Annotated in this window: 14 protein-coding genes and 2 pseudogenes; 1 reads left to right on the top strand and 15 read right to left on the bottom strand. The window is 45.5% G+C overall.

Going from position 1 to position 13,445, the window contains the following annotated elements; all coding sequences use genetic code 11:
• Positions 1 to 9: 9 nt before the first annotated feature.
• The 14 genes and pseudogenes from AB5618_RS12255 to AB5618_RS12190 all read right to left on the bottom strand — a co-directional run bounded on the left by AB5618_RS12255 (position 10) and on the right by AB5618_RS12190 (position 11,590).
• On the bottom strand, positions 10 to 720 hold the full coding sequence (locus AB5618_RS12255) for a glycosyltransferase family 2 protein (RefSeq protein WP_195590910.1): 711 nt from the start codon (positions 718 to 720) through the stop codon (positions 10 to 12).
• A gap of 129 nt (positions 721 to 849) precedes the next feature.
• Positions 850 to 2,043, bottom strand: a complete 1,194-nt coding sequence (locus AB5618_RS12250) for a pyridoxal phosphate-dependent aminotransferase (RefSeq protein ID WP_118582146.1) — start codon at positions 2,041 to 2,043, stop codon at positions 850 to 852.
• Between the two features lie 45 nt (positions 2,044 to 2,088).
• Complete coding sequence (locus tag AB5618_RS12245) at positions 2,089 to 3,555, bottom strand: sodium-dependent transporter (RefSeq protein ID WP_368366786.1); 1,467 nt, start codon at positions 3,553 to 3,555, stop codon at positions 2,089 to 2,091.
• Positions 3,556 to 3,895: 340 nt separating this feature from the next.
• Positions 3,896 to 4,297: an ATP synthase F1 subunit epsilon gene (gene atpC / locus AB5618_RS12240; protein ID WP_118582140.1), complete on the bottom strand. Its 402-nt coding sequence runs from the start codon at positions 4,295 to 4,297 to the stop codon at positions 3,896 to 3,898.
• 12 nt (positions 4,298 to 4,309) lie between these two features.
• Positions 4,310 to 5,713 carry a F0F1 ATP synthase subunit beta gene (gene atpD / locus AB5618_RS12235; RefSeq protein ID WP_148461013.1) on the bottom strand — a complete coding sequence of 468 codons (1,404 nt, stop codon included), beginning with the start codon at positions 5,711 to 5,713 and terminating at the stop codon, positions 4,310 to 4,312.
• Between the two features lie 222 nt (positions 5,714 to 5,935).
• The gene (gene atpG / locus AB5618_RS12230) at positions 5,936 to 6,790 is read right to left on the bottom strand and encodes an ATP synthase F1 subunit gamma (protein ID WP_195590908.1); all 855 of its coding nucleotides are present in this window, start codon (positions 6,788 to 6,790) and stop codon (positions 5,936 to 5,938) included.
• Positions 6,791 to 6,812: 22 nt separating this feature from the next.
• Positions 6,813 to 8,342 carry a F0F1 ATP synthase subunit alpha gene (atpA, locus tag AB5618_RS12225; protein ID WP_118582131.1) on the bottom strand — a complete coding sequence of 510 codons (1,530 nt, stop codon included), beginning with the start codon at positions 8,340 to 8,342 and terminating at the stop codon, positions 6,813 to 6,815.
• Between the two features lie 15 nt (positions 8,343 to 8,357).
• On the bottom strand, positions 8,358 to 8,897 hold the full coding sequence (gene atpH, locus AB5618_RS12220; protein ID WP_118582128.1) for an ATP synthase F1 subunit delta: 540 nt from the start codon (positions 8,895 to 8,897) through the stop codon (positions 8,358 to 8,360).
• A complete protein-coding gene (gene atpF / locus AB5618_RS12215) occupies positions 8,894 to 9,397 on the bottom strand; it encodes a F0F1 ATP synthase subunit B (RefSeq protein ID WP_118582125.1) in 504 nt (167 codons plus the stop codon). The genes atpH and atpF overlap by 4 nt, the downstream gene beginning before the upstream one ends.
• Before the next feature lie 143 nt (positions 9,398 to 9,540).
• Positions 9,541 to 9,819 (bottom strand): ATP synthase F0 subunit C, encoded by a 279-nt coding sequence (gene atpE, locus AB5618_RS12210; protein ID WP_179962564.1) that lies wholly within the window; start codon positions 9,817 to 9,819, stop codon positions 9,541 to 9,543.
• Between the two features lie 122 nt (positions 9,820 to 9,941).
• Entirely contained in the window at positions 9,942 to 10,700 is a 759-nt protein-coding gene (locus tag AB5618_RS12205; RefSeq protein WP_118582122.1) for a F0F1 ATP synthase subunit A, read from the bottom strand.
• A gap of 108 nt (positions 10,701 to 10,808) precedes the next feature.
• On the bottom strand, positions 10,809 to 11,234 hold the full coding sequence (locus tag AB5618_RS12200; protein WP_118582119.1) for an ATP synthase subunit I: 426 nt from the start codon (positions 11,232 to 11,234) through the stop codon (positions 10,809 to 10,811).
• A 6-nt stretch (positions 11,235 to 11,240) separates the two neighbouring features.
• A pseudogene (locus AB5618_RS12195) lies at positions 11,241 to 11,303 on the bottom strand (DUF6783 domain-containing protein); the annotation flags it as partial.
• Between the two features lie 17 nt (positions 11,304 to 11,320).
• Positions 11,321 to 11,590: an AtpZ/AtpI family protein gene (locus AB5618_RS12190; RefSeq protein ID WP_173717843.1), complete on the bottom strand. Its 270-nt coding sequence runs from the start codon at positions 11,588 to 11,590 to the stop codon at positions 11,321 to 11,323.
• A gap of 551 nt (positions 11,591 to 12,141) precedes the next feature.
• Here AB5618_RS12190 and AB5618_RS12185 point away from each other — a divergent pair.
• A pseudogene (locus tag AB5618_RS12185) lies at positions 12,142 to 12,198 on the top strand (DUF6783 domain-containing protein); the annotation flags it as partial.
• Positions 12,199 to 12,254: 56 nt separating this feature from the next.
• Here the strand turns inward: AB5618_RS12185 and AB5618_RS12180 are convergent.
• Entirely contained in the window at positions 12,255 to 13,355 is a 1,101-nt protein-coding gene (locus tag AB5618_RS12180) for a substrate-binding domain-containing protein (protein WP_173773544.1), read from the bottom strand.
• Positions 13,356 to 13,445: the final 90 nt, after the last annotated feature.

Genomic DNA, 13,445 nt, shown 5'->3' with positions numbered 1-13,445 from the left:
TAGCAAGCTCTAAAGCTCTTTCTTTAGTTTATAGAAGTCCTTCACAGCCTTCCAGCCAATTTTCACAATCTTCTTCACATTAATGGAATTAGTTCCGCCCTGTCTGGGTTTGAAGGTGATGTCTATGAATTGTACTTTTTCTTTGTAGTGGACAAAGTATGTAGTAAACATAATGTTGGGAATGTTGAAGTCTTCCGGGAGTTTGTCGATATATTTGGCTACCAGGCTGGATTTCATCAGGCGGTACGGCGCATTGGCGTCGGAAACTTTTACACCGAAGATCATTCTCAGCAGAAAGCATACAACATTCTCTACGAATTTTCTGGATTTTCCGTCGCCACGTACAGCGCGGCTACCGATTATTGCATCATACCGACCCCTCTGGTTCCAAAATGGCTCGAATTCGTCAGGGTTCGTCTGACCGTCTGAATCAGTCTGGAAAATATAATCGGCTTTCTGACGGATGGCATAGCGATATCCATAAAGTACTGTAGGGCCGTGACCGCCGTTTGGCTTATCCAGAGGGACAAGAAGTGGTCTTGTAGCAGCGCATTTCTGCAGAAGTTCGTAGGTGTTGTCTTTACTTCCATCGTTAATAATCACCAGTCTGGAATTTCCCTCATCGTTATGACGTTCCACTACTGGGTACCACTGGTCAATGGTTTTCTCAATATTCTCCGATTCATTATATGCCGGAATTACGATATATAAACTGGACATAACTTCCTCCCATTTACTGATTTTTCAAACAGGCTTTAAGCTTTAACAGCATATCTTTAACCGTACTTTATATATCATATTGTAACTGTTCAGTACCTTCACTGCTACACATTTTGCGGTACACAGAAATCATGCTTTCAGCCCGAATTCTTCTGCTAATTTTCCAAACTGGGGCAAAGAGTTCATAATCGTGTCATACGATACACAATAAGCCAGTCTTACATATCCAGGGCAGGCAAAGGAGCTTCCCGGCACCATAAGGATATTGTATTTTTTGCCAGCTTCGCAGAAGGCTTTTTCATCTGTAACTGGAGATTTCACGAATAAATAGAACGCTCCCTGTGGCTTAATACATTCAAATCCCAGTTCTTTCAGTCCATTGTAAAGAGCAAGGCGGTTCTTGTCGTAAGCTGCCACATCTACCTCTGCATCTACGCATTTCGCGATTACTTTTTGGATCAGGGATGGAGCATTTACGCAGCCGATAGTACGATTAGCAATGGCTGCTGCTGCGATCAGTTCCTCGCTTCCGTCTGCCTCGTCTGGAATAACCAGATAACCGATACGCTCACCTGGAAGAGAAAGGGATTTGCTGTAGGAATAGCCTACGATTGTATTTGCATAATATTTTGTCAGATAGGGTACCTGTACGCCGTCATAGGCCAGTTCTCTATATGGCTCATCAGAAATCAGGTAAATCACTGTGCCAAATTCTTTCTGCTTCGCTTCCAGAATTGACGCAAGTTTCCTGATTGTTTCTTCTGAATAAACAACTCCAGTCGGATTGTGAGGAGTATTCACAATGACAGCACGGGTCTTCGGTGTGATTTTCTCCTCAAATTCCTTCAGATTCGGCTGGAATGTGGTAGTATCCGGTGAGATTTCCACAAGATTGCCGTCATAATTGCGTACATATGCACCATACTCCAGAAAATAAGGTGCAAAAACGATCACCTCTTCTCCAGGATTCAGGATTGTCTTAAATGCTACGTTCAATCCGCTGGCTGCACCAACTGTCATGATCAGATTTTTTGCTGCAAAAGAAGTGCCAAATCGACGGTTCAGGGACTCTGCAATTGTCTGGCGAACATCCTCGAATCCTGCATTGCTCATATAGCCATGGAGAACTGTCGGCTCTTCCTCATTTACCAGATCAATAATGGCCTGACGAACACAATCCGGTGCGGGAACACTTGGATTTCCAAGGCTGAAATCAAATACATTTTCCGGTCCGTAAATCGCGCGAAGGCGATTGCCTTCCTCGAACATCATACGGATTGCAGAATTGTTTTTTACATATGGTTTCATTTTTTCTGCTATCATTTTATGTCACTCCTCTTTTGCTTATTTCTTATTAAGATTTCTCTATTATTTCGTCTTATTTTTCCCAAATATAATCCATCCTACAAGTCCCAGCACCAGCAGACTCACAATCATCCACACGGTCAGCACAACCGGTCCCTTCGGGCTGAACATATCATAATATCCTTTCAGATAAATCACAACTACAATCGCCGGAATCACATACAGCATGTATTTCTGTACGTTTGCAGGGAATTTCAGCCCTTCTCCGGTATCCGCCTCTTTAATAAAGCGCTTCCAGCCCCAGCCATATTTGGACACGCAGAACATTACAAATACTACAGAACCCAGTGGAAGAATATTATTGGATACAATGAAATCTTCCAGATCCATGATGTTCGTTCCTGCTCCAAGCGGCTGTATTCCTGACAAAATGTTGAAGCCAAATACTGCCGGCAGAGAAAGAAGGATCATTGCCACCATGTTGACTATAACAGCTTTTCCACGGCTCCAGCCTTTTCTGTCCATTGAATAGGATATAATATTTTCAAAGACCGCAATTACAGTAGACAGGGAGGCAAAGGACATAAACAGGAAAAACAGAGCTCCCCAGATTTTCCCTCCTGTCATCTGGTTAAATACATTAGGCAATGTAATAAATACAAGTCCCGGGCCTGCTCCTGGCTCCACACCAAATGCGAAGCATGCCGGAATAATGATCAATCCTGCCATCAATGCGACAAAGGTATCCAGAATCGTAATATGCAGAGATTCTCCCAGAAGGGATCTATCCTTTCCAAGATAGCTTCCGAAAATCGTCATAGAGCCTGCACCAATACTTAATGTAAAAAATGCCTGCGACAGTGCCCCAAAGATCACATTTCCGATTCCGATCTCGGCCATAGCGGCAAAATCCGGCACCAGGTAAAATTTCACTCCCTCCATCGCTCCGTCAAGCGTAAGCGAATGAACCGCAAGCACTACGATCAGCGCCAGAAGACATATCATCATTACTTTTGTGATTTTCTCCAGGCCACGCTGCACTCCCAAAGAGCACACTCCGAAGGATAAAACAACTACAATGATCATCCATAAAGTCATTGTACCAGCTGAATCCTGAAGTCCTGTAAAATAGTCTGCCACCTGTGCAGAATCTTTCCCGTCCAGTTTGCCGGCTGCCATTGCATAACAGTGGTAAAGCATCCATCCTGCAACCATGGTGTAGAACATCATCAGCACATAGTTGGAAACCATGCTCATGTAGCTGAAATTATGGAAGTTGGCGCCCTCCGGTTCCAGGTCGTGAAATGCCCTTGCCGTGCTTTTACGGCTTGCACGTCCTACTGCGAATTCACATACCAGTACTGGCAATCCCAACAAAACCAGAAATATCAGGTAAATCAGAATAAATGCCGCTCCACCATATTTTCCCGCCATATACGGAAACTTCCACACGTTTCCAAGTCCAATGGCGCATCCTGCAGAGACCAGGATAAATCCCAGCCGTGATCCAAAGGTTTCTCGTTCTTTCAAATCGTCCCCCTTGTTTTCTTTTTCATTTTATAGTGCCTGGCAGCTGCACCTTCCAGGCTTTGTTTTTGTTGGAAAGTAATAAAAAGGACCGGTTATATCCAGCCCTTTTTCATATTTTTCCTGATATCTTATTGTAACGCGCCCACACTTTTATGTCAACGCTTTTATGTGATGGAAATTTGACGTTTTAAAGTCGAAAATAAATCATTGGTGATAATTTACGATTTTTTTCGCAGTAACAGAGACCAATGTATTGGTGTCCGCAAACTTTTATACATAAAAAGAACAGTCTCACCTTAAACACCATTTTCCAGGCAAAACTGTCCTCTTTCATTATTCCTTAACTTTTCACACTAAGTCTCACCAGCGCCCTCTGCAGCTTGGCTTCAACGATCTTGTATTCCTTATCGGAAAGTCCACCCTTGGCCAGCTTTTCCTGGGCACGCTCTTTGGCTTTTCCAGCGCGGTCGGCGTCGATGTCCTCCTGCCATTCCCAGGTGGTTGCAAGAAGACTGCAATTGCCATCCATTACGGTGAGCATGCCACCGATGCAGGCTGCACTGCGGCTGGTGCCATTCTCCAGTATCACATGGGCCTCGCCCATTCCAAGAGCGGTACAGAAGTTGCAGTGTCCTGCCAGGATTGCCAGATCACCGGTAATGCTGCGGCACACAATGCGCTGCACCTCTCCCTCAAAAAGCAGGCCGTCGGGGGTACCGATTCTAAGGGGAAATGTCCTCATAGGCAGCCTCCTTTACTGATTCTGGTTATTTTTTGCTTTCTCAAATACATCGTCAATAGTTCCGGCAAACAGGAAGCAGCTCTCTGGAATACTGTCGCACTCGCCATCCAGGATCATCTTAAATCCACGGAGAGTCTCTTTCAGCGGAACGTACTGTCCCGGCATACCTGTAAACTGCTCTGCTACAGAGAAGCTCTGTGACAGGAATCGCTGCACCTTACGCGCGCGGCTTACTGTCAGCTTATCCTCTTCTGAAAGCTCATCCATACCCATAATTGCAATAATATCCTGCAGTTCTTTATAACGCTGCAGAACTCTCTGTACTGCACGTGCAATCTCATAATGCTCCTGTCCAACTACCTCCGGGGAAAGGATACGGCTGGTGGAATCAAGGGGATCCACTGCCGGATAAATACCCTGGCTGGCGATCTCACGGGAAAGTACGGTGGTCGCATCCAGATGGGTAAATGTAGTAGCCGGAGCCGGGTCTGTAAGGTCATCGGCAGGTACATAAACAGCCTGTACAGATGTGATGGAACCCTTTCTGGTAGAAGTGATACGCTCCTGAAGGGCACCCATCTCAGTAGCCAGAGTTGGCTGATAACCTACAGCGGAAGGCATACGTCCAAGAAGTGCGGAAACCTCTGAGCCAGCCTGTGTAAAACGGAAAATATTATCAATGAAAAGAAGCACGTCCTGATTCTTCACATCACGGAAATACTCTGCCATAGTCAGTCCGGAAAGACCAACTCGCATACGTGCTCCCGGCGGCTCGTTCATCTGACCATAAACCAGTGCAGTCTTGTCGATAACGCCGCTTTCCTTCATTTCATTGTAAAGGTCATTACCCTCACGGGTACGCTCTCCAACACCTGTAAATACGGAAAGTCCGCCGTGTGCTGTGGCAACATTGTGGATCAGCTCCATGATAAGAACTGTTTTGCCAACACCAGCACCTCCGAACAGACCGATCTTACCACCCTTTGCATACGGGCAGATCAGGTCAACGACCTTGATACCGGTCTCCAGGATCTCGGTTGCCGGCATCTGCTCCTCATAGGATGGTGCCGGACGGTGGATTGCCCAGTGCTCTTTCGTCTCTGGTGCCGGAAGATTGTCTACCGGATCACCAAGAAGATTAAATACTCGTCCAAGGCACTCTTCTCCAACCGGAACCTTGATGGGTTCACCAGTATCTACAGCCTTGGTTCCTCTTACCAGACCATCGGTGGAATTCATGGCGATACAGCGTACCGTATTATCCCCGATCTGCTGAGCAACCTCTGCTGTGAGCTTTGTGCCTTCATGATCAATTTCGATGGCATTGAGAAGTGCCGGCAGCTCGTCATGCCCGAACCGGATATCAAGTACCGGACCGATTACCTGCACCACCTCGCCAATGTGTTTTTCGCTCATTTAGCAATCTCCTTATAGATTGAAGGGTAAAATCCTTCATAATCATCATTATTTCTGTGACTGACCATCCGAAAAATCCATATAGTGATATTTCGTTATATTTTTCACTATATCTTATTTTTTGTCCAGCCAGCACGCGGATGAATATTCTATAAATGCAAAATATCAACTACTATTGTAAATACTGTCTTTTTCGTGGCAGCAATATATTTTGCACCTATCTTATACTCCCTCCGCACCTCCAACAATCTCTGTGATCTCCTGCGTGATGCTTGCCTGACGTGCCCGGTTGTAATGCAGATTCAGCTTCTCGATCATTTCCTCGGCATTGTTGGTCGCAGCCTCCATGGCGGTACGTCTTGCAGCCAGCTCACTGGCTACGCTCTCACAAACCGCACCATAGATCAAACCAGCCAGATACTCTGGAACGATGGCATCAAATACTTCCGACGCATCCGGCTCATACAGAATCAGATTCCGGATGCTCTTTGTATCCTGTTCATCTGTCAGGTCCTTCAGAGGCAGCACCGGTATCGCTGATGGCTGCTGGGAAAGCATGGAAACAAATTTTGTGTAACAAAGATCAATGTGTCCAAATTCTCCCTTCTTAAATTCCCCGCAGAGCAGATTCGCCATCTCAAAGCAGTCTGCAACAGAAACATCGGCAATTTCGCCAAAGCTTTCTGTAACACAGGCAAATCCATTTCGCTTCGAATACTCCACAGCCTTTTTCCCAATGGGAAGAACCAGGAAATCCTGATTCACAGAGGCTGCTTCCAGACATTTAAACAAGTTGGTGTTATATCCGCCAGCCAGACCACGGTCTCCGGCGATCAGTACATAGCAGCACTTCTCATTCCCGGATTCTCTGGCATATACAGAAGAAAAATCTGTATTCCCCTGTGCAATATCCACCAGAGTCTGATGCATAGTCTCAAAATAGGGCCGGCAGACTTCCGCCCTTTCTTTTGCTTTACGCAGTTTGGAGGATGCTACAAGCTCCATTGCCTTGGTAATCTGCATAGTGCTCTGCACACTTTTGATCCGCAGCTTTACCGCTTTCATGTTTGCAGCCATAAAAAGTCCTCCTTGTCACAATTTATTTCTCAGGTCTTGTATTTACAAAATTCTCAGTATACTGTTCCAATGCGCCCTTCAGCTTCTCTTCTGTCTCCGCAGATAATGCACCTGTGGAACGGATTTCCTGCATTGCAGCAGCACCCTGTGCATCACTGTCAATCCAGGTATAAAGACCAGCTTCATAGGTTCTTACATCCTCTGTAGCAACCCGGGAAAGGATTCCCTTGGTTACTGCATAAAGGATAGCTACCTGCTTCTCAACTGGAACCGGCGCATTCTGGTTCTGCTTCAGAACCTCCACAATACGGGCTCCCTGCTCCAGTCTGGCCTTGGTATCTGCATCCAGATCAGATCCAAACTGAGCAAAGCTCTGCAGCTCTCGATACTGGGAATAAATCAGCTTCAAAGTACCGGCAACCTTCTTCATTGCCTTGATCTGTGCATTTCCACCAACTCGTGATACGGAAATACCAGGGTTTACAGCCGGCATAACACCGGAATGGAACAGCTCTGTCTCCAGGAAAATCTGTCCGTCTGTGATGGAAATAACGTTAGTGGGAATATATGCGGAAACGTCTCCTGCCTGTGTCTCGATGATCGGAAGTGCAGTCAGGGAACCGCCGCCGTGTGCCTCATCCAGTCTTGCGGCACGCTCCAGAAGTCTGGAATGGAGATAGAAAACATCTCCAGGATATGCCTCACGTCCCGGTGGACGACGGATCAGCAGGGAAAGTGCACGATAAGCAACCGCATGCTTACTTAAATCATCGTAAATGATAAGTACATCTTTTCCCTTATACATAAAATATTCACCCATTGCACATCCGGAATACGGTGCAATGTACTGCAGCGGGCTGGCTTCTGAAGCAGTAGCCGCTACAACGATGGTATAATCCATAGCGCCATTTCTTGTAAGAGTCTCAACCAGGGAAGATACGGTGGAACGCTTCTGACCAATTGCAACATAGATACAGATCACGTCCTTCCCCTTCTGATTGATAATAGTATCTGCTGCCAGAGTGGTCTTACCAGTCTGACGGTCACCGATAATCAGCTCACGCTGACCTCTTCCAATGGGAACCATGGAGTCAATTGCCTTAATACCGGTCTGCAGAGGCTGGTTAACGCCCTGTCTCTCGCAGATACCTGGTGCCGGGCTCTCAATCGCCCTGTATTCACTTGTCACTACAGGTCCTGCACCGTCAATAGGCTGTCCAAGGGCATTTACAACTCGCCCGATCATAGCCTCACCAACCGGAACGGATACCACCTTTCCGGTGCGCTTTACGGTCTGACCTTCGCCAATACCGGAATCATCCCCAAATAAAACGATAGAAACACTGTTTTCTTCCAGGTTCTGCGCCATTCCGAAGCTTCCGTCCTCAAACTCAAGAAGCTCTCCTGCCATACAGTTGATAAGACCGCTGGCTCTTGCAATACCATCACCAACCATAAGAACCGTACCGGTCTCATTCTGTTTGATAGCGTTATCGTAGTATTTGATCTGACTGCGGATGACTTTTGAAATTTCTTCAGGTTTAAGCTGCATTTTCTCTATCCATCCTTATACTATAAGCTCGTTTAATTTCCTGGAAAGATCATCCAGACGGCTCTTTACTGTACCGTCCAGCTGTCTGCCCTCCAGTTCCACTTTAAGACCTGCAAGCACTGTAGGATCTGTCTTCTGGGTCAGGGTAACGGTCTTACCGCTTATCTTCTCCAGCTTGTCCTTAAGCGCTGCCATCTGCTCATCTGTCAGTGCAACCGCGCTGGTCACCACTGCAGTGGCAATGTTATGGTCCACATTGTACCGCCGTGTAAATTCCTCACAGCATCCGGAATACTCTCCCAGGATTCCGCGCTCACACAGCAGTTTCAGAAAATTCACCAGATACCGTTCTGCTTCTGTTCCAAATGCAGTATCAAGAAGTTTTGTCCTCTCTTCCTTCGGGATCGAAGGCTCTGACAACAATTTCACATAATCGGGATTCTCCCGGAAAAGCTGCCGGATTGTCTGCATCTGCTCCAGCACAGTGTCGGTAAGCTGTTCTTCAGCAGCAAGATCATACATGCTGCTGCCATATAATCTGGCAATCTGCGTCATGATGCCTCACCTACATTCGAAATAAACTCGTCGATCAGTTTCGCGTGATCCTCTTCTTTGATCTCACGCTCGATCACCTTGCCGGCAATCTCCATTGCCATGCCGCCGATCTCATTCTTCACCTCATTGACAGCTTTTCGTTTCTCCTGTGCAATGTCGCTCTCAGCCTTCTCTTTCATAGCACGGGCTTCCTGGGCTGCACTTTTCAGGATCTCCTCACTCTGGAGGGAAGCTGTCCTCTGTGCCTCTGTGACAATATCGCTGGCCTTTGCTTTGGCCTGCTGCATATTCTGTTCATACTCTGTCTTCATGGCAAGAGCTTCTTCCTTCGCCTTTGTAGCATCCTGGATTTCGGCATCTGCCATTGCTCTTCTCTTCTGAAGCATTTCATTGACAGGCTTAAACAAAAATCTTTTTATCAGATACATTTGAAGAAAAAGATTGCAGATCTGTGCGATAAACGTCCACGGCACAATTCCTACAAGTTCCTGTACCTGCATGTTCTAACCTCCTGTTGTAACTGCTACCATTCATACCGTTCCAGTATCTTACCAGTATAGAAACCAGCTGCTTTGGTGCCGTCTCTATGGAGCTTCCATAACAGCGGTCTGTGAATGGTAACGCCTGTGATACTTGTCCTTAATTATCCAAGGAACTTCATGAAGGTACCAGGTGCAACAAAGATCAGAAGCAGACCGGTTACGAAACCGTAAATACCTGTAGTCTCTGCGATCGCACAACCAAGAAGCATGGTAGAGGTTACATCACCTTTACACTCTGGCTGACGTCCGATTGCTTCCAGAGCTTTTGCAACTGCGTTACCTTCTCCAATACCAGGTCCGATACCTGCGATCAGTGCAAGACCAGCACCAATTGCACAACCAGCCAGTGCGATACCTTTTGCCAATACTGTAAAATCCATAATCAAATCCTCCTGTTATTTATGATTTCTCTTGTTAGAAATTCAATTCATCCGGAAACTGCAAAATATTTTCTGCATTTTCCGATTTTCTGCCCACTTCGTGAACATCCGCCTTCTTTACGCTACTCTTCTGCTGCATTCGCGATATACATTACAGTCAGCATACAGAAAATAAATGCCTGCATGATTCCGGAAAACCAGTCAAAATAAACTGACATAATTGCCGGAATACCAACGTCCAGGAATGGGATCTTCGACAAAACATCTCCCACAATACCCGGAATCAATCCAAACAGTTTGGAGCTTGCCAGCGCCAGCGCTGCATAGATCAAACCATTGATAACTACACCGGAAAGAATATTTCCAAAATGACGGCACGCCATACTGATCGGTGTGGCGATCTCAGAAAGAATATTAAATGGTGTCATAATAGGGATCGGAGTTGTAAATCCCTTCATATATCCACCGAAACCATTTGTCTTAATCTTCTGTGCCGTGATCATGGTAAATACAACAACTGCCCATGCAGCTTCTGTGGAAAGATCTGCTGTAGGGCTTCGCAGTCCTACAAGGCTGATCAGGTTGGATACCACACTGGTAGCAAAAAGCGCCGCCACAAAAGGAATCATATAGCTGAATTTCTCCCCCATATTTCCGATGACGAACTTATTTGCTGTCTCCACCAGTAGCTCAGCCACAGCCTGTCTCCTGGATATTTTCTCCACTTTCAGATCATGTGTCAGCCAGATACAAAGTCCTGTGATCAACAGCATAACCAGCCAGCTTACAACCAGAGTCTCCGTTATCTGGAATTTCCCCAGGATGGGAATCTCGAACGGAAACGTATAGAATATCCTGCCACCGGTTATTTCGATATCCATGTACTCTCACCTCCTGTCATTATAAATTTGTAACTGTTCCGTACCACATCTGTCACACACTTCGCGGAGCAGTACCTGCTGAATAGTTACATAAAATTGTATATATCATTATGCGGCCTTCCTCCCCCCAATGATTCCAACTGTCTTGATCACAATGTTTGGAAAAAGCAATGGTAAGATTCCGGCTACAAACTGAAAACAGGGAACCGCAATCGCCAGAACGCCCCAGATAAGCTGAAGCATCATTCTCTGACTATAGCTGGCCTTCATCTTCGCTGCAGCCTGTTTATCGTCCTCCATGGAAACTATCTTCTGAACGGTCAGCCCCATAAGGAAAAAGTTCAGTACTGCCACCATCCCGCCAATAAATCCGGCGAGAAGCACTGTATAATCAAACGGAATCTGCTCCGGCACTGCCAGATGTCCGATTCCAAATACAGCCCACATCAGGACTACGCATACAAATGTACCAATCGCCACCTTCTTCGTCTCTTTCCTCACTGCCGGCTGCACATCTGCAAACATTTTGCTCATACAAATCTCCCTTCTGAAACGTGTTTGAAAAAGGTTTTCTGCAAAATGTACGTCACACTTTGCAGGAATGATTCCTCAAACACACTCTAATGATGTCTGTTAAATGAAACTTTATTCTTCTTTTTCTCTTTCTCTTTCTTCTGATGTCCGGTTACGGACAGGTAAAGCTTATAGGCTACTGTAAAGGAGCCTCCCAGTCCGAAAAAAAAGCCAGGAATAAAAATCCATTCTCCTATTCCCAGGCTGGTACTCATCCACCAGCAGATCAGCAGGCACAGAAGCAGAGGAGTGATAAAGGATAAGCTAAATTGACTAAGCAAAGTCATATTCTTGATAATATCTCCCCATTTTTTCATAAAAGTCTCCTGTCTTAAGTCTCATTTTATAGACAGATTTTAACACAATTCAGTATGGATAGCAACTTCTATTGTGCACATTATTTAAAAATTGACTTCCATTTTATTGCATATCGTCAATTTTTTCACACTTCAAAAAGTAATTACATGCTAACAAATTCTTGTTATTTTGTCGTTATACAATCGTTAAACATTGACTAAAATTCAGACACGGCAGGTAGTATTGTCTAGTACATTGAATATTAAGTAACCGCCATATTGACTTGTCTGATTTTTCATCTGCTGCGTTGTCGTCGGTCGCCGTAGCCACCGCTACGCCTCCTTCCTCCGCCTTGCATATGAAGAAATCATCCTGCGTCAATATAGCAGAAACTTAATTTTCGATGTACTAGAATGTGTTTGAAACAGGCTCTGGCTGCAATATCCTTTGATATGCAAAAAACTGCCTTGTATCAGCATTCCCATTCCTGGTAAATTCATGCTGTACAAAGCAGTTTCTCTTTCATAGTTTCTTATGAACCGCACTATCTTATTTTAGAGCGTATTTATAAAATCATTCTCGCAATCTGCACGCCCCGCTTTGCGACATATTTTGCCCAAATTCGTAGAGCGTGTTTGTGAAATCATTTCTGAAAATTATGACGTGCCTCTTATGAAAGCTATTTCAATTTGCATACAAATAAGAACTGTATGTAGGATCATCAATGTTTGAGGAATCAATCCATGCCGGGTCGATACGCACATTCCGCTTGATTTCCACACTCTTCTTTGGTGCTGTAGTCAAAAGTGCTGTCCAGATGGTCTGATATCCCATCGCGTAAGGCTGCTGGGAAACCACGCCGACCTCTTTACTATTCCGGATAGCCTCCTGTTGTTTCGCTGTGGCATCCACACCAACCATCACAATGGAATCCTTTGTCTCATCCTTTTTCATGTCCAGATACAGATCGGCAATATCTGCATTATTGCAGAAAACACCGTCCAGCTGCGGATATTTGTCAAGAACCTCCTGCATGGCAGCTGTCATATCATCTACCTGATCCTGATAAACAATCTCCACAACTTCAATATCCGGATAATTGGTGATATAATTGGTAAAACCGCTTACACGTTCCTGAATGCTCTGCGTCTTTTCCTGCGCAGAAAAGACTGCAACCTTACCCATTTTTCCGATGGCTGTGGCTAATCTATACGCAGCGATTTCGCCCACCCTGGTATTATCCGTACCACGAAATGCACGGACCATCTTGCTGTCTGTAACACCAGAGTCAAATGCCACAACCGGGATTCCATTCTCCTTGGCAGCTTCCAGCTGCGCCTGAAGGGAATCCATATCGCTGGCAGAAACACAAAGTACATCCGGATTCTCTGCAATTACCGCATCTATGGTATTTACCTGGCTCTCCACATCTTTCTCATCACTGGCGCCTTCAAAGGTCATGGTCACCTGATCTTCTTTCTTGAAGCCATATGCCTCGTTTACATCGGCAATTGCCTGCTCCATTCCTTTCTTAACCAGTCCCCAGAACTCTCCGCTTGTACTCTTGCTTACAACTGCCACCCGGGATCCTGCCTGGAGTTCTACAGATGTATCAATTTCAGGAATAAGAGGATCCTTTTCTTCCTGGGCTTCTTCTGTGGATTCCGTAGTCTGCCCGTCAGAAACCAGTGGCGCGATCACTTTCTCCACTTCTTCTTTCTTACAGCCTGTGAAGGTGCATAATGCAGCCAGAACAACAGCAGGTATCACTGCTACTTTTTTCATTTTATTCACTCCTCATCTGAATGTTTAAAGTTTTTCATAGAAACTTTTTATAACTATTTTTCGCAGTCTTCATCTTTGTTTAATCTTGCT

Origin of the sequence: Ruminococcus sp. J1101004sp1_RTP21198st1_B9_RTP21198_201120 (genome assembly GCF_040924245.1) — a bacterium.
In the GTDB taxonomy this organism is placed as follows: Bacteria; Bacillota; Clostridia; order Lachnospirales; family Lachnospiraceae; genus Blautia_A; species Blautia_A faecis.
Note: the sequence above shows the minus strand (reverse complement) of the source record. Positions and strands in the feature narration are given on the sequence as shown.